This is a genomic window from Halomicrobium sp. HArcel3, from assembly GCF_058933135.1.
The window spans coordinates 160968-185103 of sequence record NZ_JBZYDN010000001.1 but is presented as its reverse complement, the minus strand read 5'-3'; the positions used below and the strand labels follow the sequence as shown (position 1 = coordinate 185103).

Here is a 24136-nt window from a genome sequence, read left to right as displayed (position 1 = left end):
AAGCGGTCCGACTAATTCCCTTACGATACCGTCAGTATTCCGCGGCGGCGTCGATCCAGCCCTCGATGCGGGCGGCGGAGATGTCGGTGGCCGATTCGAGTTCGTCGGGGTCCGCCGCGGCGAGGTCGGCGACGGTCTCGACGCCGGCGTCGGACAGTCGCTGACCGTACGCCGGACCGATGCCGCTGATCTCGGTGACCGGGTCGTCCGGGACGTCGGCTGCGCCAGCCTCGGTCCCGTCGTCCTCGGCAGACCCCTCGTCGAGGTCCTCGGTGGATCCCGCGTCCTCGCTCTCGGCAGACGTGTCACCGTCGCTTTCGTCGGACGCCTCCTCGTCGTCCGCGGCAGGCACCTCCTCCTCCTCGGCGTCTTCGATCGGGGCGTCGTCCGTCGCGTCCTCAGTCGCCGCGTCGGTGGCTCCTTCGCCGACGTCCTCGATCTCGGTCTGGACGGTCTCGTCGTCGACCGCTTCGACCGGCGAGTCGCCGGCGTCGGGTTCGGCTTCTTCGATCGGCGTCTCCTCCTGGCTCGATTCCCCAGTCCCGACCCCCACGTCGGATTCCTCCCGCCCGGAGGTCCGGGACGCCGCCGTTTCGGTCCCCTTGACGGCGTCCTCGGACTCCGAAGACGGCTCGCGCTCCACGGTGACGTCGACGTCCCGCGGCGCGGCCGTCCCGGAGTCGGGAGAGTCCGCGCCGTCGAGACCGAGCGCGGATTTCAGCTTCTGTATCAGACCCATGGTGTGGTCTATTAATTGCCGGCACTTAATCCCTTCCGAGATTTCGCCAGGGAGCGGTCGGCGAGGCGGCGACTCCGCGAATCCCCCGGGATTGAATTCGGCTCCGGGCCCCCCGGCGGCGCATCTCCCGGTCGGCGGAATCGCTCGACGGAACGGCCGCTTCGGCGGGGTAGATCGGCGCCTACGTCTCGTGAAGTCGGTCGCGGAGCGCGTCGTTCATCTGGTCGACCGGTGCCCGCTCACCGGTCCAGCGTTCGAACGCCTCGACGCCCTGGAACAGGAGCATCCACGCGCCGTCGACCGTCGTGGCACCGGCGGCCGCGGCCTCGCGAAGCAAGCGCGTCTCGATCGGCGAGTACACCGCGTCGAGCACGGCCAGGTCGCCGTGAAGCGCCTCGGCCGGCACCGGCGACCGGTCCTCGTCCATCCCGACGCTGGTACAGTTGACGAGCACGTCGGCCTCCGCGAGGAGGTCGTCGAGGTCGTCCAGCCCGTGGCCCGAGGCGTCGGGGACGTCCGCCGCCAGGTCGTGGGCCGTCTCGACGGTTCGATTGGCGATTTCGACGGTCATGCCCTCGTCTGCCAGCCCGAACGCGACGGCCCGGCCCGCGCCGCCCGCGCCGACGACGACGGCCGTTCCCTCGATGGCGACGTCGTGCTCGCGGAGCGCCCGGACGGCGCCCACGGCGTCGGTGTTGTACCCCGTCGGTGTCCCCTCACCGAAGTCGATGGTGTTGACCGCGCCGATGCGTTCGGCCAGCGGGTCGGGGTCGACCGCCTCGAGGACGTCCCGCTTGAACGGGATGGTGACGTTGAGACCGGCGACGCCGAGCGCGTCGGCGCCCTCGACCGCCGCGACGGCGTCGTCCGCGTCCGGTTCGAACGTGACGTACCGGGCGTCGAGGCCGACCTCGCGATAGCCCGCCTCGTGCATCGGCGGCGACAGCGAGTGACCGACCGGGTTCCCGACGAGACCGTAGACCTGCATACCCGATTGCGTGGGGCGCGGAACATAAATCGCACCGGCTCGCGGTGGGCCCGGACGCGCCCGGTACCCCCGGATGCGCCCGGTACCCCCGGATGCGCCCGGTACCCCCGGACGCGCCCGGCACCGGACAGATCCGTTCGCGTCCGGTTCCGGACAGATCCGGACGTGCCAGGTTCCCGGCCGGTGCTCGGTATTTCGCAACAGTTTCAAACCGAACCGCATTCAGTGGGAGTAGTGAGTCGTCTCCGCCATCCACTGGTCGCGGTCGGGGCAGCGTTCCTGCTGACAGCCCCGTGGATTGTTGCCTTCGCCAGCGGGTATCCGCTCTCGACGCTGGCCACCGTCGGTCTCAGTGGCCTCGGCGTCGTCGGCGCGTCGTTCCTGCTGGCCTGGGCGGCCGAAACCGCCGAGAAGGACGTGCCGACGGCCTTCGCCATCGCCGTGCTGGCCGTCCTCGCCGTCGCCCCGGAGTACGCCGTCGACGCCCTGTACGCCTGGAACGCGGGCGCCTACGCCGGCACGCCCCGGGGCGCCGAAGCGGCCAACCTCGCCATCGCGAACATGACCGGTGCCAACCGGATCCTCATCGGCCTCGGCTGGTCCGGCATCGCCCTGTTCACCGTCTACCGCGCGATGCACACCGGCGACCCCGCCGTCCGGAACCGACCGGGCTGGCTCTCGGACTCGGTCCAGCTCGACCGCGACATCGGCCTCGAAATCGTCTTCCTCTTCCTCGCGACGGTCTGGGCGTTCCTCGTCCCCTTCGGCGGGGGCATCGACATGCTCGACACCGTCGTCCTCGTCGGCCTCTACGCCGCGTACATCGTTATCATCCTCCGCGGCGAAGTCGAGCCCCCGGAGGAACACGGCGGCGTCCCAGCGTACTTCCAGGGGTGGGCCCGACCGTGGCGGCCGCTGGTCGTCCTCGCGCTGTTCGCCTTCTCCGGTGCGCTGATCTTCACCGCCGTCGAGCCGTTCGCTCACGGCCTCGAAGAACTGGGCCTGGAGTACGGCGTCCCCGCGTTCTTCATGATCCAGTGGATCGCGCCGCTGGCCAGTGAAACGCCCGAACTCATCGTCGTCGCGGTGCTCGTGAACAAGGCGCGCTCGACGGCCGGCTTCAACGCGCTCATCTCCTCGAAGCTCAACCAGTGGACGCTGCTGATCGGGACGCTGGCCGTCGTCTACAGCATCGCCCTGGGCCAGATCGGAACACTCCAGTTCGACATCAAGCAGTCGGTCGAAATCTGGGTGACCGCCGCCCAGTCGCTGTTCGCCATCGCGCTGCTGATCAACTTCGAGATATCCGTCCGGGAGTCGCTCGTACTCCTCGCCCTCTTCCTCTCACAGGTGATCATCGAGTTCCTCATCCTCCGAGTTCTCACCGTCCCCAACCCCGAGGAACTGAGTCTCCTCTTCCTCGACGCCTACATCGTGCTCTACGTCCTGCTCGCGGTCGGTCTCTTCGTGGTACGCCGTGGTGCAGTCATGGAAATCTTCGGTATCGCAGCGAACACTGTTCGCTCGGCCATCTGGCGTGAGCCGTCGACGGAGCACGCCGACTGATGCTCGCCATCGTCGTCTCCCGGGCCGACAGCGCGTCCGAGCACGTCGGCGAGCACCTGCTCGACCTCGTTGACTGGGAGAAGTCAGTCGACGAGTCCCGACCGGACGCCGACGGCGGCGGGACGGTGTACCACCTCGACGACGCCGAACTGCGGACGTTCGAGACGCTCCACCTCGAGACGACCCGCGTCGCCGACGTCTTCGACGACCCCGACCTGCTCGTCTTCGCCTCGCGCCACGCCGGCGAGACGGACGAACTGCTGACCGCCCACCACACTGGCAACTTCGGCGAAGCGGAGTTCGGCGGGACTGACGGCTCGCTCGCCCGCGCCTGTCCGAACGCGCACCGGCACGTCGTCGAGGCGCTGGCCGAGCACGCGCCCGGAGAGTACGAGGTCGGGATGGAGTGCACGCACCACGGCCCGAGCGACGTCGGCGCCCCCTCGATGTTCGTCGAGGTCGGCAGCGACGAGGCCCAGTGGGCCGACCCAGCGGCCGCCCGCGCCGTCGCCAGCGCCATCCTGGACCTGCGAGGCGTCGCTCCCGACGCGCCCCGGGAGAACAGGTCCCGTCGACAGCTCGTGGGCTTCGGCGGCGGCCACTACGCTCCCCGGTTCGACCGCGTCGTCCGCGAGACGGACTGGGCCGTCGGCCACGTCGCGGCCGACTGGTGTCTCGACGCGATGGGCGACCCCGAAGCTAACGAGGACGTCGTCCGGCAGGCGTTCGAGGAGAGCGACGCCGACTACGCCCTGCTGGAGGCCGACCGTCCGGCCCTTCGCGAGACCATCGCGGCCCTTGGCTATCGCGTCGTCAGCGAGACCTGGGTCCGGGAGACGACCGGCGTGCCGCTCGGCCTCGTCGAACGCGCGGAAGAGGCCATCACGACCGTAGACGAGGGACTGCGGTTCGGTGAGGTCGCGGGCGCCGTCGACGACGCGGCCGACGACGACGCGGCGGCCCCCGTCGACTTCGACGTCGTGTCCATCTCGGCGGACCTCCTCACGGAAGCGTGCGGCATCGACGCCGAGGGCGTGCTGGACGCCGTCTCCGAGGACGCAGTCGCCTTCGGCACGGAGCAAAACGGAACGCGCGTCGTGGGCCCCGTCGCGGTCCGGAACGCGAGCGACAGGGACCGGATACTCGACGGAATCGCCGACGTACTCCGGGCGAAGTACGACGAGGTCACGCGGAGCGACGACGAACTGATCGCCAGACGGCAGGCGCTCGATCCGGAACGGGCGCGGATGATCGGCGTCCCCGAGGGGCCGAAGTTCGGTCGACTTTCCAGCGGCGAACCGGTCGAGGTCGACGGCCGAACTATCAAACCCGAAGACGTCAGTAGAGAACGGAAACGGCGCTTTAATTGCTAGTTACCGGCACTGAAACGATACGTTACCGTCACCGCCCAGTCTGGCGAATCAGTCCGACGGGCGTCAGACGGAGGGGGAAAGCTAATAACGACGGGTCTGTTATCAGCGTTCAAATTATGGACAGCATAATCGACGACGCCATCGAGGAGGCCGAAGACGAACGGGAGGAACCCACGTCGGGCGGGGATCGGGACGCGGCCAACACCCCCGAGACGACCGACGACATGAACACGTCGGGGACGATGACGGACGACGAACTCTCGAGCGTCGTCAAGGACCTGGAGACGAAGATCACCGTCGTCGGCTGCGGGGGCGCCGGCGGGAACACCGTCACCCGGATGATGGAAGAGGGCATCCACGGGGCGAAGCTCGTGGCCGCCAACACCGACGCCCAGCACCTCGCCGACGAGGTCATGGCCGACACGAAGATCCTCATCGGCCGCAAGCGCACCGGCGGCCGTGGCGCGGGTTCGGTCCCCAAGATCGGCGAGGAGGCCGCCCAGGAGAACATCGAAGACATCCAGCAGTCCATCTCCGGCTCCGACATGGTGTTCGTCACCGCCGGCCTCGGTGGCGGAACCGGCACCGGCTCGGCCCCTGTCGTCGCCCAGGCCGCCCAGGAAGCGGGCGCCCTGACTATCTCTATCGTCACGATTCCCTTCACCGCGGAAGGCGAGCGGCGTCGTGCGAACGCCGACGCCGGCCTCGAACGCCTCCGCTCTGTCTCCGACACCGTGATCGTCGTCCCGAACGACCGCCTCCTCGACTACGCGCCGTCGATGCCGCTGCAGGACGCGTTCAAGATCTGCGACCGCGTACTGATGCGCTCGGTCAAGGGAATGACCGAACTCATCACCAAGCCCGGCCTCGTCAACGTCGACTTCGCCGACGTTCGCACCATCATGGAGAACGGTGGCGTCGCGATGATCGGCCTCGGCGAGTCCGACAGCGAGAACAAGGCCCAGGACTCGATCCGTTCGGCCCTTCGCTCGCCCCTGCTCGACGTCGAGTTCGACGGCGCGAACAGTGCGCTCGTCAACGTCGTCGGTGGTCCTGACATGTCCATCGAAGAGGCCGAAGGCGTCGTCGAGGAGATCTACGACCGCATCGACCCCGACGCGCGTATCATCTGGGGCGCCAGCGTCAACGAGGACTTCGAGGGGAAGATGGAGACGATGATCGTCGTCACCGGCGTCGAGTCCCCGCAGATCTACGGGAAGTCCGAAGCCGAACGCGAGAAGGCCGCAAAGCAGGTGGGCGAAGACATCGACTACGTCGAATAACGCGACGACCGACGCTACTCCCCTTCTGCGATTCTCTCTCTATTCGCCCGGTCGACAGACGTTTCTCCCGCGTCCCCTTAGAATCATGACACGATGACTCGCGATCGCGACGGTTTCGATCCGGAGGCACCGGCACAGAGCGAGATCGGTCGCGAGATGGTCGACCAGAGCACGGGGCTGGGGTCGGTGGTCGCGCACATGTACCGCGGCGAACTCGACCGGGAGGTCAACTGGCGCACGCGTCTGGACTCGACGACGAACTGGGCGGTGACTATCATCGCGGGTATCCTGGCGTACGCCTTCTCCAGCGAGGACGTCGCCCACGCCATCATCCTGGTCGGGGTCGTCATCGGCGTCGTCTTCCTCGTCATCGAGGCGCGCCGGTTCCAGCGCTACGACGTGTTCCGGTCCCGTGTGCGCTCGATGCAGGAGAACCTGTTCGCGAACGCGCTGGACCCCTCCGAGGGCGTCGAACAGCGCGACTGGCGCCGGCAGCTGAGCGAGGACTACCGGCGACCGACGGTGAAGCTCACGCTCCGGCAGGCGCTGGCCCACCGCCTCCGCCGGGTGTACCTGCCGCTGCTGTGTGGCATGCTGCTCGTGTGGCTGATCCGGCTGACCGGCGCCGACGGGTCGATGATCGAAGCGGCCCGCGTCTCGGGAGTGCCGGGATGGGCGGTGTTCGCCGCCGTCGGTCTCCTCTACGTCACCCTCTTCGCCATCGCGTTCTGGCCGGGCCAGACCGACATCGCGGAGACGAGCGACGAGGCGGACCGGGGCGACCTCGACCAGACTGGCTGAGCGTCGTCGAGTCCGGGCCCATTCGTGCTCCCCTGGCCAACGCTTTTCCGTCCCGGTGTCGATTTGTCGACAGACAGATGGGTCTCTTCGAAAAACTCGGCCGAGAAGTCGAGGAGTTCAAACAGAACGCGAAACAGGCCGCCGAAGAAGAGGCGGACTATCGCTGTCGGGACTGCGACGCCCGGTTCCACGTCGACCACGAGGAGTGCCCGGAGTGCGGGTCGGACGACGTCGAGTCGACGACGGCGGAGTGAATCGGGGTCGCCGACTGGTAGGGACCGAAACATCGCGCCATCGCAATATAGAAAAGCAAGGGGTTGCAACCCACCGCCATGGACGTACCCTATGACCTTACCTCGTACGTGCGCGTGCTCAAGCTCGCGAGCACGCCCTCGTGGGAGGAGTTCTCCCAGGTCGCGCTCATCGCGGGCGCGGGAGTCGTGCTCGTCGGCCTGATCGGCTTCGCCATCTTCGTGATAATGAACTTCGTACCGGGCGCGGTCCCGACGTGATAGCATGGGTATCTACGCAGTCAAAACCACGGCCAGTCAGGAACGCACCGTCGCGGACATGATCGTCAACCGCGAGGAGCCGTCGATCCACGCGGCCCTCGCGCCGGACTCGCTGACCAGCTACGTCATGGTCGAGGCCGACGACGAGAGCGTCTTCGAGCGCATCCTCGACGAGATCCCCCACGCCAACGGCGTCGTGCCGGGCCAGTCCTCGATGACGGAAGTCGAGCACTTCCTCTCGCCCAAGCCCGACGTCGAGGGCATCGCCGAGGGGGACATCGTCGAACTCATCGCCGGGCCGTTCAAGGGAGAGAAGGCCCAGGTCCAGCGCATCGACGAAGGCAAGGACCAGGTCACGGTCGAACTGTACGAAGCGACGGTCCCGATTCCCGTCACCGTGCGCGGGGACCAGATCCGCGTGCTCGACTCGGAAGAGCGGTAGCATACCGCGAGCGGAGCGAGCGGCTTTTTTCGCCCACGTTTTTCGAGGAGTGGTACCCGTAGCGAACGGAGTGAGCGAGGATACCCGACGAAGAAAAAGGTGGAGGTGCGAGGACCAGGTCACGGTCGAACTGTACGAAGCGACGGTCCCGATTCCCGTCACCGTGCGCGGGGACCAGATCCGCGTGCTCGACTCCGAAGAGCGGTAGAACGGTCGCCCCTCGCAAGAGCGCTTCTGCTGTCAGCAGACCAGTCCGTTAGCGACCCAGACCGGTCATTGCGCCCGCCCGAGCCCGCGGTGGGCCTCGTGCCACTGCTCCAGTTCCTCCGAGAGATAGCTCTCGCCGCTGGACTCGTCGAAGTCGGCGTCGACGTCCAGGGCCCGTTCGTTCTCGTCGACGATGGTGGCGTCGCCGGCGCGACGCTCCGCCGTCGGGTCGTCGGCGACGAGGTACTCCTCCTCGACTTCGACGGTGGTGACGTCAGCGGTCGCCTCGTCCAGGTAGACGTTGAAGTACCGGTCGATGGTGTGGACCCGTCCGGTCTCGTCCGTGAACGTGTGAGCGGCGTAGAACGACAGGTCGTAGGGGTCGTCGTCGAGGACGTTGCGCCGCTGGAACTCGCTGTCCCGGTGCTCGACGTTCGGTTCTTCGTGCTCGTCCGCGTCCATGTGGTCGCGGGCGAACGACGAGATCCACGTCCACCCGTGTTCCTCGCCGAGGCGTTCGAGGTGCTCACCGAGGGATTCGTCGTCGACGTCGTGTCGGTTCTCCTCGCGGAGGACGACGCGCTCCTCGTCCTCGTCGACCTCGCCGCGGTAGAGGGAAGATTCGTGGGGTGCGTAGATGAGCGGACCGCCCTCGTCGGTCTGGCCGACGTAGCCGAACCAGTCGGACTCCTCGTCGGCCATCCCCGTCCGGTACTCCTCGACGATCTGACTTCGGGTGTCGTCGCCCCGTTCAGTCGGGGACTGGTCGATCTCCCAGTCGGTGTACTCACCGCGGCCCTCGACCGGCCAGTTGTCGAAGCGCACGTCAGACTCGGAGTCTGGGTCTCGGTGTGACATTGTCGTCTCGGGTCCGTCTAGTGGCCTCGGACCCATTGTTAGCCGGCCGTGATACGCGCGTCGGGTCACCGCCGCGGAGAAAGCCGAGCATACCGGCCCCCCAGCCATCCTTCGCGTGCAGCCCCCGGAGTTCACGACGCGGTCCGACACCGCCCGAGCGAGTCAGCTTATATTCCACGTGATTAGCAATGATAAATCAGGCTAGATGGTACGCCAGCAGAATGTATTTTTCTCATATACATATACAGAGAAAGTTAAAGAGTAACGGGCGCTATTGCCTGTTTGCGATGCCTTGCAGGCATGCCAGTTCGGAGCGGCATGGCTCCGGACCACACGACAGTCAGAGGGGGATAGAGAGGAGAGAATTCGTGAAGTCGGCGCTCGCCATCGGGGGCGCGAGCGCGCTGTCTGCGGTGACGGGGTTCACCGAGTTCACGGGGACGGCGAGCGCACAACGGAGCGCCAGCGTGGCCGACCGGGACAATCGTCAGCACGCCTGGACGGCGTACCTCGACACGGACGCCCGGGGTCTGGCGGCGCCACCGAGACATCACGTGCTGCTGTTCATGAACTACCAGGAAAGCGGCGAGCCGTCGGCGACCGACCGACTGGAGATGGAGACTGCACTCCGCCAGCTCGAAGAGGCCTTCGAGTGGAGCAACGATGGGTTACTGTTTACGACGAACTACTCGCCGGAGTACTTCGGGCGGTTCAACGACGACGTCCCGCCGGGGGTGGACCTGCGACCCCACCAGGACGTCATCGACGCCATCACCGTCGGCGACGAGGACCCGACCGCCGAACCGTTCGAGATACTGCTCGACCTGGCCAGCGACAACGTCGCTAACCTGCTGGCCGCCGAGGAAGCGCTCTGGGGGGAGCGCGACGAACTCAACGGCGTCACGATCGATGCGACCTTCGAAGGGATTTTCGAGCGACCGACGGAGTTCCCGGCCCGGCGGACCGGGTTCGTGGGCGGCGGCCTGCCCAGGGAGGAGTTCGGCGACGAGAACATCTCGGAGGAGGCGCCGCTGTCGATGGGGTTCCAGTCGGTCTTCGAGGACAACATTCCGTCGGAAGACGACGTGTCGATGGTCCACGACCAGCGTCTGGGCGCGGACAGCCCGATGCCACCGGGCGTGTTCGCCCAGGGGAGCATCCAGCACGTCTCGAACCTCAGCATCGATCTCGACTCGTGGTACGAACAACCCCACGAGGAACGGGTCGAGAGGATGTACAGCCCGCATCACAGTCCCGACGACGTCGGAGAGACCGGAAACGAACTCGGTCGGACCAGCGGCGTCGACGGCCTCCCGATGCGGGACGTGAACGCGGACGACGACGTCGCGCGGCGCGCCCAGGCCGACGCCGAAGAACAGGGCGTCGTCGGTCACGAACAGAAACTCGCCCGCGCACGCTTCGACCTCTCCAGGCGCGATACGGACGGCGAGTCGGACGGCGGTCACGACACGACGATCCTGCGACGCGACTTCAACACGGCCGATATCGGGAAGTCGGGACTGCACTTCCTGGCACTGATGCGGTTCAACGGCTACATGGTGTACGTCCGACAGGCGATGAACGGCGTCGAGTTCTCCGCCGACGTATCGATCCCGAACGACGGCGACGCCGCGATAAACCACGACGCCGTCGACATCGACGTCGAGAACGACGGATTCCTGGCGTTCATCACGGCCCTGCGGCGCGGGAACTACCTCGTCCCGCCGCTGACGCTCCGGTCGCTGCCGCCGGCGAACGCCACCGAGGCGACGCTGGAAGTCCAGTCTGTGGACGACGACGCGTCGGCCGGCACGATCGACACGACAGCGGAGACGATCGACGTTACGGTCACCGCCGACGGGGAGGCGTCGCTCGACCCCGCGGCGGCCAGACGGATCCGGTTCGGACCGATCGAGGCGGTCAACCGGGGCGGCGGCGCCGCGCCGGATTCGGTCGGCGACGGAGACGACTCCGGAGATCAGGAAGGTACCGAGGAGCAGTCGCCGGATGGGGATGGCACCGACGGACAGGACGGTACTGACGGACGGGACGGCACCGATGGACAGGACGGTACTGACGGACAAGGCGGCACCGACGGACAGGACGGTACTGACGGACGGGACGGCACCGATGGACAGGACGGTACTGACGGACAAGGCGGCACCGACGGACAGGACGGCACCGACGGACAGGACGGCACCGACGGACAGGACGGGGGCGGGCACGGCGGCGACGGCGGCGACGACCACTACCCACCGTGGACCTGGTGGAAGGACGGACACGACGAGATGGGGAGCCAGGCGAGCGTGTTCGGAACACACGGATGGGACGACGATGACGACGGCGGCTGGTCGTGGTGGTGGGAAGACGACGACGGCAACGGCGGCGACGGTGGCGATGGCAGCGGTGGCGGCGACAGCGGCGACGACGACGACGAGGTCGGCTGGATCTGGTGGTGGGACGACGGTCGAGAGGACCGCGACGACGGTGACGGCGATGGATACGGCGATACGACCGAGACCGAGCCGGAAACCGCGACTGCGACCCAGACGGCGACCGGGGGCGACGGCGCGACGGAAACGGACCAGTCGACCGAGACGGCGACGGCCGGCGAGACCGCGACGGACAGCGGAACGGCGACGGACAGCGAGACGGCGACGGACAGCGAGACGGCGACCGAGACGCCCACGGAAACCGCGACCGAGACGGAAACTGGGACGACGACCGAGACGCCGTCCGACGGGAGCGGGGCGGTGTCGCTCCGGTTCGACGTCGACGCTGCGGGGTTCGGGGCCGACACCGAGACGGCGAAGCTGCTGTGGATAGACGAGGACGGCCTGCCCGTCGAAGCCACGACGAGCGTGACGGTCGGGACCGACGGCCAGGGAGCCTAACCAGAGTTAGCAACCGAATAGCGTGTGTATTGAAAAACGGACGGACGAGCGAGTCGGAATCGCGTCGAGAGGAGCGCCGGGAACGCCGCTCAGATCGAGCCGTCGCCGCCTTCGAGTCGGTCGATGACCTCGCGGATGTCCGCCGCGGCCTCGATGCGTTCCTTGACCTTCTCGCGGCGGCGGACCTCCGAGGCGTCGGCGTCGTAGGCGCGGACGTACTCGGCCCTGCTGTGTTCGTCGAAGGCGTGCCGGATGGCGAAGAAGCCATCGGGGAGCACGGCACCACAGACCTCGCACTCGATGCGGTCGTGTTTCGTCGACTGGTGAACGATGAGGTCCTCGACCCGGTCGAACACTTCGCCGTCGGCTTCGATGGCGCACTCCCAGCGTGGCATTGTGGAAACGCATGCGACCGGAGGTTAAAAACGTTCATCCCCGCCGCTCGCAGTTCACCGGACGGACCGGGTTAGGGTCCGTGCTCGGACTTGTGTTCCTTGTAGAGGATTCCGGTGAACAGCGAGAAGGGGACGAGTCCCAGGATGGCGAGCGCGAGGCCGGCCTGCAGGAGGAGGGGCGGACCGGTGTGGATGATCAGATACGCGGCGACCAGCGCGCCCGTGGCGATGAAGGAGACGACGCTCAGGATCGCCAGTCCGAAACTCCACTTCCGGTACCGCCAGGGGAGGTTCTCCGACTTGCGCAGCATCTGGATCAGGACGGCGATGGGTGGCACGGCCAGCGCCACCATCTGGAACAGCGCCGTCGCGACGTCGACGCTCACGAGTCACCCCCGTCGTCGCCGTCGAGGGAGCGTGGACCGACCACCACGTTCGAGTCGGTCTCCGCCCGGCCGCCGGTCTCTGCATCGGTCCGGTCCTCGGTCGCACCGTCGGCCCGGTTGCCAGCCTCGCGCTCGACGATGACGCCGCCTTCGCCGACGGCGACGTCCGTCTCGCCGAGCGCGATGCCGTGCAGGGTCGCCTCGACGCCCGTCTCGACGCCGGTCCAGCCTTCGCGAGGTCTGCGTTCGTAGGCGTGGCCGCCGTCGCCGACGACGGCGAGGCGCCCTTCACACCGGTCGATCCCGCGGAGGACGACCGTGCCGACGGCGACCGGCGTCCAGTTCCCGCAGGTCGCGTCGTAGCGATAGACGATGCCGCCCCCGCCCGTGACGAGCACGCTTCCGTCGGGACCGACGTCGACGTCGGTGAAGTTGATCTGGGCGTTCTCGATGCCGACGGTCGCCCACTCGCCGTCCCGTCGCTCGAAGACGTTTCCGCTCGTGTCGACGGCGTACGTGACGTCCTCGCGGACGGTCAGCGCGGGGATGGTGGACCCGCTTCCCGGCTTGACCGGGTCGCCGAATTCGGGGCAGCCGTCATCGTCGACCGTGGCCTCGAGCACCTCGCCCGAGCCGTTCGCGAGGAAGAGGCGTTCGTCGCCGCGCTCGCCGGCGATACCGATCGCTTCCCAGGTGCTCGTCATCTCCATGGGCGCCGAGTAGTCGTACTTGCGGCCGGTGGTCGTGTCGTACATCCCGATGGCGCCGCTGGCGCCCGCGAACCAGATCCGCTCGCCGTCGTCGGTGACGTCGACGCCAGTCAGCGTGTTGCGCTTGACCGCCGGACCGCCCGGGATGGCGACAGTCCACTCGCCCCCGGCCCCGCGGCTGGCGACGGTCCCGCTGTCGCCGACGGCGTAGACGCCGTTCGCCGTCCGGGTGACGTCGTACATCGTCTTCTCGACGTCGGTGTCGACGACGCGCCAGGTTCCGTCAGCCGTCTCCGCGTCGCCGTCGTCGCCCGAGCCAGAGGGCGTCGGTCTGTCGCCGTCGGACGGCGGTGCTCTGGAATCGGCCGACGGCGGTGTTCGCGAGCTGTTCGACGAGCCGTGGTCGACCGACTCGCGGTCGGTCGGGGAGTCGTCGTCTCGGCCGGTCGACGCCGCGTCGGGGTCGTCTCGTCCGGTCGACGCCGCGTAGGGGTCGTCGCTCGCTGCGGATCCGGACGCGGAACTCGGCGTCCCGGTATCGGCGCCTTCCGTCCGGCGTTTCGCTTCGTTCGTGAGGCTATCGATCGTCGTCTGTAGTGAGTCAAATGGTTTCATGAGGTCGTTATAGTCCGGAGAGCCCGGCGTAGAGGAGTCGTGAGAGCGCCCAGGTGGCGAAGCCGACGGCGAAGCTCGCAGGCCACGAGGCGCGTCCGAACCGCCGTACGACGGCGCTCCAGGCGAGCGGTGCGAGGAGGACGCCGACGACGGGAAGCCAGCCGAGCAGTCCGTCGATCAGCCCGGCGACCAGGACGCCGACGAGCGCCGTCGCAGCGGCGACCGGGTACTCGACTGCCGGCTCCCCGGGCAGGAGCTGTAATCCCGTGTAAATCGCCGGGCCGAACAGCAGGAACGCAGCGACGAATCCGGCGACGACGTGGATGAGGAACACGACCCGTTCACCGGGTGTGCTCGTCCCGCGCGACGCCCTCGACGCGGTCGGCCTCGTCGCTGGTCCGGAGCACCACGTCGTCGGCGGACTCGCTCAGTCGGTCGTTCGGTCCATCCGGTCGTTCGCTCGGATCATCCAGCGGTTCGGCCGGAACTCGTTTTTCGTCGGTTCGGTCCACAGCTGGCCCGCGCCGGTCCCCGCGAACCGGCGTGGTCGTCTGCGGATCGGTCTGTGCGCGCTCGGTCGGTCGGTTCCAGGAGTTTCTCGTCATACTGTCGGTTCAGAAGTACCGTCCCGTCTCCGGGGACGTCCGCGATCGACTGCTGGCGTCGCTCTCGACGCTGTCGTCGACCTAGGGCTCCGTCTCGAACTCCGAACAGGGGTCGGCATCCGATTCCCCGTCAGTGGCCTCCGAGAGGCAGGCCATCGCCCACGAACAGTACGCACAGACGAGCGACCGTCCCCTGTCCGTCACTCGGTATCCCTTGGTCCGCCCGTCGATGGGATAGCTCGAGATCAGGTCGTTGCCCTTCAGTTCGCTGAGGTTCTGGTAGACCCGACTCTCGTTGACCTCCTTCCCCCAGACGGTCTCCAGGGCCGTGTGGACCGCCTGACCACACGGGTACGAGTTCCCGGCGCTGGCCACGGTGAGGAGGAGGTCCCGCTGGAAGCCAGTCACGTCGAGGATCGCTCGCAGGTCGTCGGGACACTTGGTTGGTTGTATGCCGATACGTGCTTTCTCGCCCGTTTCGTCGTTCATGCGTCGATACTGGCGGGGAATCCCGCCACTGTCGCGCCCGGGAATCGAACCCGGCGGCGGCCTGAATACCTGACGCGACCGGGACGGCGACCGCGGTCCGCTGGGCCACGACGTCGTGCCGTCAGCGTTCGCGCCGTCGGTCCCACGGCGCCGCGTCCCCGCGACGGCCGTCCGGTTCCGCGTCGGGGGAATCCAGCGCCGTCCACTCGGGAGTCGCACCGACGCCGCGGTGACCGGGACCGACGTCGGCGGCCTCGACCCGGTCGCCCCGCCACAACGCGCTGCCTACGTTCCATAGCCAGACCACCTGTCCGATCCCGAGGACGTACGCGCCGACCGTCGCGACCGTCTGAAGCGGGACGAACGCCTCGGGGTACGTCGCCATCCGGCGGGGGAGTCCGAGCTGGCCCACGAGCAACATCGGGACGAACGCTAGCAATGTTCCGCCCAGCGTGAGCCAGAAGTGGACGCGGCCGAGCCGGACGTCGTACAGCCGCCCCGTCACCAGCGGGAACCAGTAGTAGGTCGCCGCGAAGAGGGCCGAGACGATCATCCCGACCAGGACGAGGTGGAAGTGACCGACGACGTAGTAGGTGCCGTGGAGCACCTGGTCGACGGGCGCGGCGGCGAGGAACACGCCCGTCACGCCGCCGAGGACGAACGTCCCGACCGCCCCGAGACAGAACAGCATCGGGACGGTGAGCCGGACCCGGCCGTTCCAGAGCGTCGCGATCCAGTTGAACGTCTTGACCGCGCTCGGAACGGCGATGGCCAGCGAGACGGCCATGAACGAGGCCCGAAGCCTGGGATCGATCCCAGTCGCGAACATGTGGTGACCCCAGACGCCGAAGCTCAGGACGCCGATGGCCAGCGTCGAGTAGACCACGTAGCGGAAGCCGAACAGCTTTCGGCCGGCGAAGCGCGGCAACAGCAGGCTCACGATGCCCATCGCGGGCAGGACGAGGATGTACACCTCCGGGTGGCCGAAGAACCAGAAGAGGTGCTGCCACAGCAGCGGCCCGCCGCCCTCGACGGCGAAGTAGGTCGTCCCCACGTTCCGGTCGAGCAAGAGCATCACCACGGTGCTCCCGAGGACGGGGAAGGCGAACAGCACCAGCCCGGCGGTCGTCAGCATCGACCACGTGAAGATGTCCAGCCGGTGCCATGGCGTCCCGTCGCCGCGCTCGGCGACGATGGTCACCACCAGATTGATCGCGCCGGCCACCGTCGACACGCCGCTCAGGTGGAGCCCGATCAGCGCGAAGTCGAGGCCGACGCCCGCCTGTTCCGAACTCATCGGCGGATACATCGTCCACCCCGTCGCCGGCGGCGCTAGCCACGAGATACCGGCCAGCTGGCCGATGGTGCCCGCACGCACGAGGAGCAAGGCCGGCGGCAACAGCCAGAAGGCCAGGGCGTTGACCCGCGGGAACGACATGTCGTCGGCGCCGATCAGCAGCGGAACGACGACGTTCGCCAGGCCGAACGCCAGCGGCGTGGCGAAGAAGAACAGCATCGTCAGCCCGTGGGTCGTGAAGAAGGCGTCGTAGGTCTGTGCCCCCCAGACACCAGTCCCCGGCGTGACGAGTTCCGTCCGGACCGCCATGGCGTCGAGGCCGCCCCACGCGCCCGCCACCGCGGCGAGCGCGATGTACAGTCGCCCGATGTCGCGGTGATCGACGGTGGTCAGCCACCTGCGAATACCGGTCGGTTTCGTGGGCGTCTGGGTGTTCGTCATGGATCTGAGGTGGTGTCACGGCGTTCGTCATCGGTCTGCGGAAGCGTCGGCGTCGACGGCACGGACGCGTTCCCAGCCACCGACGGCGCCGATGGCCGTGGCGGCCCCGAACGCGAGGACCGGGTTGACGGCGTAGAGCACGCCGCCCAGCAGCGGGGCCGTCGCCACGAGGAGTTCCCGCCTGTCTGGGGCAGAGTCATCGCGGGCGGACTCGGCACGGGCAGGGAGCGTCTCGCCCGATTTGGGAAGCACTTCGGCGCGTTCCCGGGCGACCCGGCCGAGCGACCGCGACCCGTAAACGGCGAAGAGGGCGCCGAACACCAGTGGACTGGCGGGCGCGGTGACGACCAGGAGCGGGAAGGCGGCGGCGACGACGCTGGCGTACGTAGTCGCCGCCCGGACCCCGACGGCGTCGACGACGCGCGGGCCCACGCGGGCGACGGCGGCCCCCGTGACCAGCTCGGCCGCGAGGAAGAGGCCGAACGTCGCCGCCGGCGCGAGTCGGCGGCCGAGGACGACGACGGACAGGTCGGGGAGCGAGGTGACGGCGACGACGACGAACAGCGAGACGGTCGTCAGGCCGAACCGGCCGACGACGTCGCCGAGGGAGGCTCGCCGTCGTGGGCGGGCTGGCGCCGAACGAAGTGAGGGGCCAGCTTCGGAGCGAACGGTGAGCGAAGCGAGCCGTGAGCCGCGGGCGGGCGACCCGCCAGGTGGCGAGACGTCCAGGCCGCCGGCCGCCCAGAGCACCGCGACGGTCAGCCCGAGCGCGGCGGCGAGCGCCAGCGAGACGCGATAGCCGGCCTGGAACGAGCGGGCCAGCGCGAATATCGCGACGGACGGAGCCAGCGCGGCCAGCGCCCAGCCCGCCCGGTCCGGCGTCGCGGTGCCGTCCCCGTCGTCGAGGGACCACTGCCCGACGGGGCCGTCCGGGCCGGCGTGGGCCCAGGCGGCGACGCCGACGCCACCGGCCGCGACCAGCAGCCAGGCGGTCACCGCGGAGCCGGCGACGAGTTCCGGGATGAGCGCCCACAGCGAGAGGCCGACGGCCGCCGCCGCGGCGCCGGCGATGACCCGCCAGCGGGCCGGCGCGTTCCGGCCGCGACCGAACCAGCGAGCGGCGAGCCAGAACGTCCCGAACGCCCCGATGGCCGGGGCGCCGACGCCCGTCGCCTGGAGGTATTCCGGGACGTAGCGGAGGAGGACCCACACCGCCGCCTCGAAGCCAGTGGTGGACGCCAGCACGGCGACGAAGTGCGACGCATCCGGCGTCCGTGGCTCGTCGCCGTCATCCCGTGGGTTCCGGGCAGGTACTGTCGGACTGGCGTCGTCACCGCGACCGGGTTCGGGGAGCGGCCCTGCCGTCTCCAGGTTCTCGACGTCGGTGTGGCGGTCGGATCCGTCCGTCATCGCCACGACCGCACGCGGAACCAGGCCCGGCGGATGGCGCTCGCGCCGGCGCGGACCAGCGACCACGCGGTCGCGGCGAGGCGCTGGATTCCGGTCCCGACCGCGACCACCGCTCGCCAGACGGCCCGGGCGACTCGCGAGACTCCGAGCACGACCAGCCAGGCGTAGTACTCCGCCCGCCGGCGAGTGGTCTCCCGGTCGGATTCGGGTTCGTGCGCCGATCCGTCACCGCCCGGGTCGCCAGTCGGGAGGAAACTGGTGGGAACGCGGTCGAGCAGCCGGTCGAATCCCGCTGCCGTTCGCCGGTGGGCCGTCGCGAGCGACGCGTGGAGCGAGGCGAGGCGGTCGCGGAGCCAGTAGAGGGCGCCGGCGACGAATAGGAAGCCCAGCGAGAGCCCGACCCACGCGAGCAGGAGGACGTAGCGCACCTCGCCGACCCAGGCGCGCAGTTTCGCCGCGACGGCGTCGCGGCCGTAGGTCGCCACGACCTGCCCCGCGAATATAGGCGTGAACACGAGGTTGAGGACGGTCGTGTACTCGTTCGAGATGGTCCCGCCGACGACGCCCTGGGAGGGCACGATGCCGGCCCAGGTCATCAGGTAGTGGACGACGACGCCGGCGACGACGGCCGCGAGGAACAGCGAGACGAACAGCGTCGCGGCCATCCGGGTCCCGTAGTACCGCCGGTAGAGATTGACGAGTGGGGGGATGATGAGGTCGGCGTAGATGAACGCCAGCACGCCGCCGAAGGGGAGCCCGTTGCGCCACAGCACCAGCGCGAAGGGGACGTTCCCGACGGAGCACATGAACGTCAGTACGCCGATGAGGACCGCGATGATCGAGTTGAGGAGGACGCCCTCGAAGGTACCCTGGGTGCCGAACAGCGCCGTCCACCAGGTCTCCGGGACGGCGGCGCCGACGACGCCGGCGATAACGAAGCCGAGGACGAGGTCCCGGCCGATCATCTCCCAGTCCTTCATGGTCGCGCTGGCCGCGCTCGTCCAGCCGGCCCGGGAGAAGAGGGCGCCGCCGTCTCCCGTCGAGCGATACACCTGCAGGCAGCCCGAGCAACAGAAGTACTCGGTGCGGCCGTCGACGTCCTCGACGACGACGTCCTCGGCGTCGGGCTCGACGGTCATGTCGCAGGTGGCACAGACCGACTCGTCGTGCGTGCGGACGTGCTCGCGGGCGGCCTCGACCCACGACTCGGGGATGACGTGGCGGAAGAGCAGCACCATGACGGCCACGGCGACGACGCCGCCGAGGTACTCGCCGACGACGAACTGCCAGCCGAGCAGCACCCACAGCACGAGACCGAGTTCGACGACGAGGTCGGTGCTGGCGAACATGAACGCGCCGAGGGAGGCCGCCCCCGAGGCGCCCTTCTTGAACAGCGTCTTCGTCGTACCGACCGCCGAGTACGAGCAACTGGAGGAGGCGACGCCGAAGGCCGCACCGATCGACGCCTCGCGCCAGCCGTCGCCGCCCAGCAGGCCGGTCAACTGTTCCTCGCTGACGAACACCTCGACGGCGCCGGAGATGGTCAGTCCGAGCACCAGCGCCCACCAGGTGTCCCACGTCATTTCCGCGACGAGTTCGACTGCGCGTACCAGAGTGTCGATGTACATTTATCTCGTAGTTGACTGCGGGTTTGGTGGCCGCCGTAGGCGGCCGAAAACGTGCGACGGAGAGGGGGTCAACCTGACCGTCACGGGAGAACGTCCGTCTGTCTCGCTACTGTTCGACGTCGAATCCGATGTCGTCGATGGCCTCCTGGACGGCGCTCACCGCGCTGGGCGAGCCCTCGACGCGAACGCAACCCTTCGTCGCGTTCGCCGTCACGCCGTCGACGGAGTAGAGCTTCGCGACTTCGTCTTCGACGAGCTGTTCGCAGTTGATGCACGTCATGCCGTCGACTTCGAGTATGAACTCCGACATCAACCGGTGTAGGGGCGGGAGCGGAATAAATAGGCAAAACTTGCCAGTTCGCTGGACGGTCCCTGCCGCTCACCCGAACCGCTCGAGTATCGTCCCGTCGTTGCCGACCGCGACGTCGGAGTGGGAGGCGTTCCCCAGGGCACAGCCCTGGAGCGTCTTCGTCGTGGGCGTCGACTCGGTCTGCCAGTTGTTCTCCTGGATGGCGTGGGCGCTCCCGTTGTTCCCGACGGCCAGGCCACGGTGGCGATCTCTGTCGATGCCGTGGAGTGGGTGTTCGCCCGCGCGCAACTGGAGCCAGTTGTAGCCGTTGTAGACGTAGATGGAGCCGTCGTCGGCGGCGACGTCAACGAGGTCGCCGTCGACTGCGGCCACGTCCCGGAGCGAGGCGTCGACGCCGCGGATGCCCGCGGCCGTCCAGCCGTCCTCGGACTTCTCTTCGTGTCGGTAGACGCCGCCGCCGGTGTCGGTGACGTAGACGACGCCGCTGGCCGTGTCGACGGCCGCGGCGCTCTCGCCACCGGTGGGCTTTGTCACCTCGGCCCAGTTCATCCGCTGGCCGCTCCAGCGACCGGGGAGCAGTTCACCGGAGCCGTTGACCAGGTAGACGAGTTCGGAACCGCTTCGGCCGTCGACGGCCACGTCCGCCCAGCTACTCGTCTTCTGCCTGGGCGCGGTGAAGTCGGTCATCTCGCCCGCGACGACGTCGTAGCGGCCGAGCGCGCCGCTTGAGCCGCAGACCCAGAGCTTCTTCCCGTCGTCGGTGACGTCCATTCCGGAGAGCCCGTTGTTCGAGCCGTCGGGTCCGTTCTGGACGACCGTCTTCCACTCGTCGCCGCGCCGGGTGAGGACGAGGCCGCTCTCCCCGACGGCGTAGGGGCCGTCGGTCGTCATCGCGGCGTCGGTGAGTCCCTTTCGCGTGGGCGTCTCGACGACGTTCCAGCCGTATCTGGTCTCGTCGTCGGAGCCGCAGCCAGCCAGGCCGACCGCGGCGGCCGCGGCACTGGCGGCGAGGAACTGCCGGCGCGACACCCGGGAGGACCCCTGCGTCATAGGAACGGGAAGGGGACCGGCAGGAGGATCAGGACGCCGGCGACCGCGGCGAGGACGCCGACGGCCCGGGATATCTCTCGACCGCAGACGGGGAACCGTTCGGTGACGAGGATGCCGGTCAGTCCGAGCATCCAGAAGTGGTTCATCGACCCGACGAGCACCATGAGTGCGAACAGGTGCCACGTGGCCAGGACGCAGTTCCGGCCGTGCCGGAGGCCCAGTCCCGCTGCCGTCCGGAGGGCCGGACTGTCGACCGAGACCCTGTCACAGCAGTCGTCCAGGGCCGCGCCCTTGAACCCGGAGAGCTGGTACCAGCCGACGAACACGAGCGTCGACCCGTACACCAGCTCCGGGGCGTTCACGACCAGCGCGTGGACGTCCACGATAGCGTCCACTGCGAGCGGGACGGCCCCAGTGGCCGTCCACACCAGCCCGTATGTCGCGAAGAACGTCACCAGCGCCGCCGCACGCGACGGCCAGTCGCCCTCCATCGCGCTCGTGTACCGGCGAGCGAACGGGAGCATCGCCGGGTACATCATCGCCGCCATCATCACGCCCCACATCAGCAGGTACGTACCGATGGCACCGCCGTGGAGCGCGGCGCGCTCCATCGCGCCCGGGGCGGACATGGGGAGATCCGCGGGCATGGGCATGGGCACCCAGCCCGCGAGCAAGGCGACCCACAGAGAGAGCGTGACGGCGAGGACCCCCAGCGTAACCGGGGGTATCTGTACACTGTCCAGTCGTCGTTCCAGTCGGTCGAGTGACCGAGAGTGATCGAGTTGCATGGATTCGAAGCGGCGGGGAAAGCGAGCCGTCGGTCGTCGGTCGGCGAGCGGTCAATCGTCCCGGTGCCGAGCGTAAGCGGGCGTCTCCCGCAGCGGCGTGAAGGGACCGGGCGCAGCGGTGCGTGCCGTGATCGTCGCGATTTTCACGACGAAGGAGAGCAACACGGCGAAGGGGAGCACCACGGAAGCGAGGGCGAAGCTGACGGAGAGGTCCAGCAGGAGCGGCCAGCCGGCGAAGGGCTGTCCCTGGGCGAAGCCCATCACGACCACGATGGACACGAAGAACGCGCCGATGCCGGTGTAGCCGATCCACCGGGAGAGCCGGGAGAGCTCCTGCTGGATGTACATCGCCTTGTAGTACTGCCGGAGCAGGTCCAGCGTCGTCGAGAGGTCCTGCAGGTCCTGCAGCAGTTCGCAGGCGTGGTCTGACAGTTCGTCCGCGTAGGACGACTCGATGCGGCGCGCGTCCTGGACGTTCTGCGGGTAGTTGTCGCCCATCATGGGCACCAGCAGGTCGCCGAGCCGCTGCCGGTCGCCGTCGAACCGCTTTTCGACGTGGCCGGCCTGGGTCTGGAGGATCGCGACGTACTCGTCGACGGCCGTCTGCATGGCCGTCGACCCGTCGTCGACGGCCCGCTGGAGCCCCTCGGCGCGGTTTCGGAGCAGCGAGATGACCGCCCCGAGGAACGGCGCCGGCTTGGTCGAGACGATCTCCGTCTCGACGCCCATCGACGCGACCTGTCGCTGGAACCCGCGCGCGCTGTCCATCTGCTCCTGTATCTCCGAGATCGACCCGACGACCCGGGAGACCGTCAGCTGGTTGACGGACACCACGATTGGGACTAACGAGAACAACCCGGAGATGAACGCGCTGAACATGGTGGTCACGAAGCCGCCCTCTGCGACGCCGACGAAACCAGTCGCCGACAGCAGGAACGTGCCGACGAAGGCGAACGCAGTCAGGCCGCCGGCGATGACCCAGCGATTGCCGTCGAGCAGGAACCAGCGGCGCACCGACGCCTGGAGGCCGTCGTCCGCGAGCGTCGCGCCGGCGATGGCGACGCCGACGGCGACGAACCGGCCGGTAACGAACAGGAGGCGAGCCACGAGGAACAGTACCGTGCCGGTCGAGGCCATCGCGTCGACGAGGACCCGCTGGAAGCCGGCCGCCGACGTCTCGTCCGCGTCCTCGTCTGGGCGTGTGTCGTCGCTCATAGCAGCGGAATGGCCTCGGTCAGACCGCTGTTGGTCACTCGCGCGAGCAGGATGACGAGCGCGACGATGGCACAGCCCAGCGTCGAGATCCGGACGAGCATCGTCCCGCGGGCCCGCCGGACGTCGGCCATACTCTCGGGGTGATACCCGAGGTACCAGAGGCTGATAATCGCCGCCAGCGTCATCGAGAACACGTTCATGAGGACGACGGCGACGCCGCCGACGACCGCGGAGAGACTCACCCACGCGACGCCGACGCCGACGACGCCGATGGGCGGCATCACTGCGGCGGCGATCATCACGCCGACGAGGTCGATGGTCCCGCTCGTCGAGAGGCTCAGCGCGCCGGCGAAGCCCGCGCCCAGCGCCACGACGACGAGCAGGAAGTTCGGGGCGGTGTGGCTGCTCACCTGTAGCAGGTGACTGACGTTGAACCCCGCATCGACCAGGTCGGTGAACTTCACGATGGTGGCGAAGCCGATGGCGCTCGCCAGCGCCACCGCACCGCCCTGGATCTGATATCGAACGCTGCGGCGGTACAGGTTCGGCTCGTCGAGCACCGTCGCGACGCTCGTCGCCATCAGCGGCCCGATCAGCGGGGCGATGACCATCGATCCGACGAGCACCGACAGGGAGTTCAACAGGACTCCCGCCGTCGCGACGACGGCGCTGATGGCGGTCATCAGCAGGTAGATCGTCCGGTCGGGGACCATGTCGGTCGCCGTCGATATCAGTTCGCTCCGGGAGATACCCTGGTAGCCGAGGCCCCGGACCTCGTCGTAAGGGTCGTCGGAGTCGCCGAAGCGGTCGGAGACGACCGCCTCGGGGTCCATGACGATGGTGTACAGCTCGTCGTCGATGTCGAGTTCCTCCAGTCTCGTCTGGATGTGTTCGACGGTCTGTGTCGGGAGGGGGAACGAGATGGTCGCCATCTCGGAGTCCCCGCCGCTCTCGTCGGTGAGGACGTACTCCAGTTCGTTGGCATCGAGGACCCCCACGACCTCCTCCCGGGCGGCCCGGGTGAGCGTGAGGACCTCGACGACGCGCAAGTCCTGTCGTGCCATCCCTCGTTACTCACACCCGTAACGGGGCAGTTGCTGGACGTCGGACGGACGAACCAGGCGACTCCGATCC

General features: G+C 68.3%; 25 protein-coding genes and 1 pseudogene. 9 read left to right on the top strand and 17 right to left on the bottom strand.

Annotated elements, in window-relative coordinates:
• Window positions 1-31: 31 nt before the first annotated feature.
• Entirely contained in the window at window positions 32-739 is a 708-nt protein-coding gene (locus AC5FRV_RS00905) for a helix-hairpin-helix domain-containing protein (RefSeq protein ID WP_493559245.1), read from the bottom strand.
• Between the two features lie 181 nt (window positions 740-920).
• Window positions 921-1727 (bottom strand): shikimate dehydrogenase, encoded by an 807-nt coding sequence (locus AC5FRV_RS00900; RefSeq protein WP_493559244.1) that lies wholly within the window; start codon window positions 1725-1727, stop codon window positions 921-923.
• A 234-nt stretch (window positions 1728-1961) separates the two neighbouring features.
• On the opposite strand from AC5FRV_RS00900, the gene AC5FRV_RS00895 reads away from it, so the two are divergent.
• The 8 genes and pseudogenes from AC5FRV_RS00895 to AC5FRV_RS00860 form a co-directional block, all read left to right on the top strand.
• The gene (locus tag AC5FRV_RS00895) at window positions 1962-3293 is read left to right on the top strand and encodes a calcium:cation antiporter family protein (protein WP_493559243.1); all 1332 of its coding nucleotides are present in this window, start codon (window positions 1962-1964) and stop codon (window positions 3291-3293) included.
• Window positions 3293-4666, top strand: coding sequence for a D-aminoacyl-tRNA deacylase (locus tag AC5FRV_RS00890; protein ID WP_493559242.1), 1374 nt, complete (start codon window positions 3293-3295; stop codon window positions 4664-4666). The genes AC5FRV_RS00895 and AC5FRV_RS00890 overlap by 1 nt, the downstream gene beginning before the upstream one ends.
• A gap of 116 nt (window positions 4667-4782) precedes the next feature.
• Window positions 4783-5949, top strand: coding sequence for a cell division protein FtsZ (gene ftsZ / locus AC5FRV_RS00885; protein ID WP_493559241.1), 1167 nt, complete (start codon window positions 4783-4785; stop codon window positions 5947-5949).
• A 93-nt stretch (window positions 5950-6042) separates the two neighbouring features.
• Window positions 6043-6750 carry a DUF2270 domain-containing protein gene (locus AC5FRV_RS00880; RefSeq protein ID WP_493559240.1) on the top strand — a complete coding sequence of 236 codons (708 nt, stop codon included), beginning with the start codon at window positions 6043-6045 and terminating at the stop codon, window positions 6748-6750.
• Between the two features lie 77 nt (window positions 6751-6827).
• Entirely contained in the window at window positions 6828-7004 is a 177-nt protein-coding gene (locus AC5FRV_RS00875; RefSeq protein WP_493559239.1) for a hypothetical protein, read from the top strand.
• 78 nt (window positions 7005-7082) lie between these two features.
• Window positions 7083-7262 carry a protein translocase SEC61 complex subunit gamma gene (locus AC5FRV_RS00870; protein WP_089816738.1) on the top strand — a complete coding sequence of 60 codons (180 nt, stop codon included), beginning with the start codon at window positions 7083-7085 and terminating at the stop codon, window positions 7260-7262.
• A gap of 4 nt (window positions 7263-7266) precedes the next feature.
• The gene (locus AC5FRV_RS00865) at window positions 7267-7704 is read left to right on the top strand and encodes a transcription elongation factor Spt5 (protein ID WP_089816737.1); all 438 of its coding nucleotides are present in this window, start codon (window positions 7267-7269) and stop codon (window positions 7702-7704) included.
• A gap of 109 nt (window positions 7705-7813) precedes the next feature.
• Window positions 7814-7912, top strand: a pseudogene (locus tag AC5FRV_RS00860) (transcription elongation factor Spt5); the annotation flags it as partial.
• A gap of 65 nt (window positions 7913-7977) precedes the next feature.
• Here AC5FRV_RS00860 and AC5FRV_RS00855 read toward each other — a convergent pair.
• Window positions 7978-8769 (bottom strand): hypothetical protein, encoded by a 792-nt coding sequence (locus AC5FRV_RS00855; RefSeq protein WP_493559238.1) that lies wholly within the window; start codon window positions 8767-8769, stop codon window positions 7978-7980.
• Window positions 8770-9137: 368 nt separating this feature from the next.
• On the opposite strand from AC5FRV_RS00855, the gene AC5FRV_RS00850 reads away from it, so the two are divergent.
• A complete protein-coding gene (locus AC5FRV_RS00850; protein ID WP_493559237.1) occupies window positions 9138-11663 on the top strand; it encodes a DUF7405 family protein in 2526 nt (841 codons plus the stop codon).
• An 89-nt stretch (window positions 11664-11752) separates the two neighbouring features.
• On the opposite strand, the gene AC5FRV_RS00845 is transcribed toward AC5FRV_RS00850, so the two are convergent.
• The 14 genes from AC5FRV_RS00845 to AC5FRV_RS00780 all read right to left on the bottom strand — a co-directional run bounded on the left by AC5FRV_RS00845 (window position 11753) and on the right by AC5FRV_RS00780 (window position 24066).
• Complete coding sequence (locus tag AC5FRV_RS00845) at window positions 11753-12058, bottom strand: DUF7565 family protein (protein WP_089816734.1); 306 nt, start codon at window positions 12056-12058, stop codon at window positions 11753-11755.
• Window positions 12059-12129: 71 nt separating this feature from the next.
• Window positions 12130-12444 carry a hypothetical protein gene (locus AC5FRV_RS00840; RefSeq protein WP_493559236.1) on the bottom strand — a complete coding sequence of 105 codons (315 nt, stop codon included), beginning with the start codon at window positions 12442-12444 and terminating at the stop codon, window positions 12130-12132.
• Window positions 12441-13769: a hypothetical protein gene (locus AC5FRV_RS00835; protein ID WP_493559235.1), complete on the bottom strand. Its 1329-nt coding sequence runs from the start codon at window positions 13767-13769 to the stop codon at window positions 12441-12443. Before AC5FRV_RS00835 ends, AC5FRV_RS00840 begins: the two co-directional genes overlap by 4 nt.
• A gap of 7 nt (window positions 13770-13776) precedes the next feature.
• The gene (locus AC5FRV_RS00830) at window positions 13777-14103 is read right to left on the bottom strand and encodes a hypothetical protein (RefSeq protein WP_493559234.1); all 327 of its coding nucleotides are present in this window, start codon (window positions 14101-14103) and stop codon (window positions 13777-13779) included.
• A gap of 7 nt (window positions 14104-14110) precedes the next feature.
• Window positions 14111-14374 carry a hypothetical protein gene (locus AC5FRV_RS00825; RefSeq protein ID WP_493559233.1) on the bottom strand — a complete coding sequence of 88 codons (264 nt, stop codon included), beginning with the start codon at window positions 14372-14374 and terminating at the stop codon, window positions 14111-14113.
• 81 nt (window positions 14375-14455) lie between these two features.
• Window positions 14456-14863 (bottom strand): helix-turn-helix transcriptional regulator, encoded by a 408-nt coding sequence (locus AC5FRV_RS00820; protein WP_493559232.1) that lies wholly within the window; start codon window positions 14861-14863, stop codon window positions 14456-14458.
• A 121-nt stretch (window positions 14864-14984) separates the two neighbouring features.
• Entirely contained in the window at window positions 14985-16601 is a 1617-nt protein-coding gene (locus AC5FRV_RS00815) for a cytochrome c oxidase subunit I (protein ID WP_493559231.1), read from the bottom strand.
• Window positions 16602-16628: 27 nt separating this feature from the next.
• Window positions 16629-18011: a hypothetical protein gene (locus AC5FRV_RS00810; RefSeq protein WP_493559230.1), complete on the bottom strand. Its 1383-nt coding sequence runs from the start codon at window positions 18009-18011 to the stop codon at window positions 16629-16631.
• Window positions 18008-19639 carry a permease gene (locus AC5FRV_RS00805; protein ID WP_493559229.1) on the bottom strand — a complete coding sequence of 544 codons (1632 nt, stop codon included), beginning with the start codon at window positions 19637-19639 and terminating at the stop codon, window positions 18008-18010. The genes AC5FRV_RS00810 and AC5FRV_RS00805 overlap by 4 nt, the downstream gene beginning before the upstream one ends.
• A gap of 106 nt (window positions 19640-19745) precedes the next feature.
• Window positions 19746-19949, bottom strand: a complete 204-nt coding sequence (locus AC5FRV_RS00800; protein ID WP_493559228.1) for a heavy-metal-associated domain-containing protein — start codon at window positions 19947-19949, stop codon at window positions 19746-19748.
• Window positions 19950-20018: 69 nt separating this feature from the next.
• The gene (locus AC5FRV_RS00795; RefSeq protein ID WP_493559227.1) at window positions 20019-20999 is read right to left on the bottom strand and encodes a twin-arginine translocation signal domain-containing protein; all 981 of its coding nucleotides are present in this window, start codon (window positions 20997-20999) and stop codon (window positions 20019-20021) included.
• Window positions 20996-21787 (bottom strand): DUF2182 domain-containing protein, encoded by a 792-nt coding sequence (locus AC5FRV_RS00790; protein ID WP_493559226.1) that lies wholly within the window; start codon window positions 21785-21787, stop codon window positions 20996-20998. The genes AC5FRV_RS00795 and AC5FRV_RS00790 overlap by 4 nt, the downstream gene beginning before the upstream one ends.
• Before the next feature lie 51 nt (window positions 21788-21838).
• The gene (locus AC5FRV_RS00785; RefSeq protein WP_493559225.1) at window positions 21839-23002 is read right to left on the bottom strand and encodes a DUF7972 family membrane protein; all 1164 of its coding nucleotides are present in this window, start codon (window positions 23000-23002) and stop codon (window positions 21839-21841) included.
• Entirely contained in the window at window positions 22999-24066 is a 1068-nt protein-coding gene (locus tag AC5FRV_RS00780) for a TIGR00341 family protein (protein ID WP_493559224.1), read from the bottom strand. Before AC5FRV_RS00780 ends, AC5FRV_RS00785 begins: the two co-directional genes overlap by 4 nt.
• Window positions 24067-24136 lie beyond the last annotated feature (70 nt).

Bases quoted from the DNA above. Each gene is read 5' to 3' on its own strand.
- AC5FRV_RS00905 (WP_493559245.1), bottom strand. From the start codon at position 739: ATGGGTCTGATACAGAAGCTGAAATCCGCGCTCGGTCTCGACGGCGCG.
- AC5FRV_RS00900 (WP_493559244.1), bottom strand. From the start codon at position 1,727: ATGCAGGTCTACGGTCTCGTCGGGAACCCGGTCGGTCACTCGCTGTCG.
- AC5FRV_RS00890 (WP_493559242.1), top strand. From the start codon at position 3,293: ATGCTCGCCATCGTCGTCTCCCGGGCCGACAGCGCGTCCGAGCACGTC.
- ftsZ (WP_493559241.1), top strand. From the start codon at position 4,783: ATGGACAGCATAATCGACGACGCCATCGAGGAGGCCGAAGACGAACGG.
- AC5FRV_RS00880 (WP_493559240.1), top strand. From the start codon at position 6,043: ATGACTCGCGATCGCGACGGTTTCGATCCGGAGGCACCGGCACAGAGC.
- AC5FRV_RS00875 (WP_493559239.1), top strand. From the start codon at position 6,828: ATGGGTCTCTTCGAAAAACTCGGCCGAGAAGTCGAGGAGTTCAAACAG.
- AC5FRV_RS00870 (WP_089816738.1), top strand. From the start codon at position 7,083: ATGGACGTACCCTATGACCTTACCTCGTACGTGCGCGTGCTCAAGCTC.
- AC5FRV_RS00865 (WP_089816737.1), top strand. From the start codon at position 7,267: ATGGGTATCTACGCAGTCAAAACCACGGCCAGTCAGGAACGCACCGTC.
- AC5FRV_RS00855 (WP_493559238.1), bottom strand. From the start codon at position 8,769: ATGTCACACCGAGACCCAGACTCCGAGTCTGACGTGCGCTTCGACAAC.
- AC5FRV_RS00845 (WP_089816734.1), bottom strand. From the start codon at position 12,058: ATGCCACGCTGGGAGTGCGCCATCGAAGCCGACGGCGAAGTGTTCGAC.
- AC5FRV_RS00835 (WP_493559235.1), bottom strand. From the start codon at position 13,769: ATGAAACCATTTGACTCACTACAGACGACGATCGATAGCCTCACGAAC.
- AC5FRV_RS00825 (WP_493559233.1), bottom strand. From the start codon at position 14,374: ATGACGAGAAACTCCTGGAACCGACCGACCGAGCGCGCACAGACCGAT.
- AC5FRV_RS00820 (WP_493559232.1), bottom strand. From the start codon at position 14,863: ATGAACGACGAAACGGGCGAGAAAGCACGTATCGGCATACAACCAACC.
- AC5FRV_RS00815 (WP_493559231.1), bottom strand. From the start codon at position 16,601: ATGACGAACACCCAGACGCCCACGAAACCGACCGGTATTCGCAGGTGG.
- AC5FRV_RS00810 (WP_493559230.1), bottom strand. From the start codon at position 18,011: ATGACGGACGGATCCGACCGCCACACCGACGTCGAGAACCTGGAGACG.
- AC5FRV_RS00805 (WP_493559229.1), bottom strand. From the start codon at position 19,639: ATGTACATCGACACTCTGGTACGCGCAGTCGAACTCGTCGCGGAAATG.
- AC5FRV_RS00800 (WP_493559228.1), bottom strand. From the start codon at position 19,949: ATGTCGGAGTTCATACTCGAAGTCGACGGCATGACGTGCATCAACTGC.
- AC5FRV_RS00795 (WP_493559227.1), bottom strand. From the start codon at position 20,999: ATGACGCAGGGGTCCTCCCGGGTGTCGCGCCGGCAGTTCCTCGCCGCC.
- AC5FRV_RS00790 (WP_493559226.1), bottom strand. From the start codon at position 21,787: ATGCAACTCGATCACTCTCGGTCACTCGACCGACTGGAACGACGACTG.
- AC5FRV_RS00785 (WP_493559225.1), bottom strand. From the start codon at position 23,002: ATGAGCGACGACACACGCCCAGACGAGGACGCGGACGAGACGTCGGCG.
- AC5FRV_RS00780 (WP_493559224.1), bottom strand. From the start codon at position 24,066: ATGGCACGACAGGACTTGCGCGTCGTCGAGGTCCTCACGCTCACCCGG.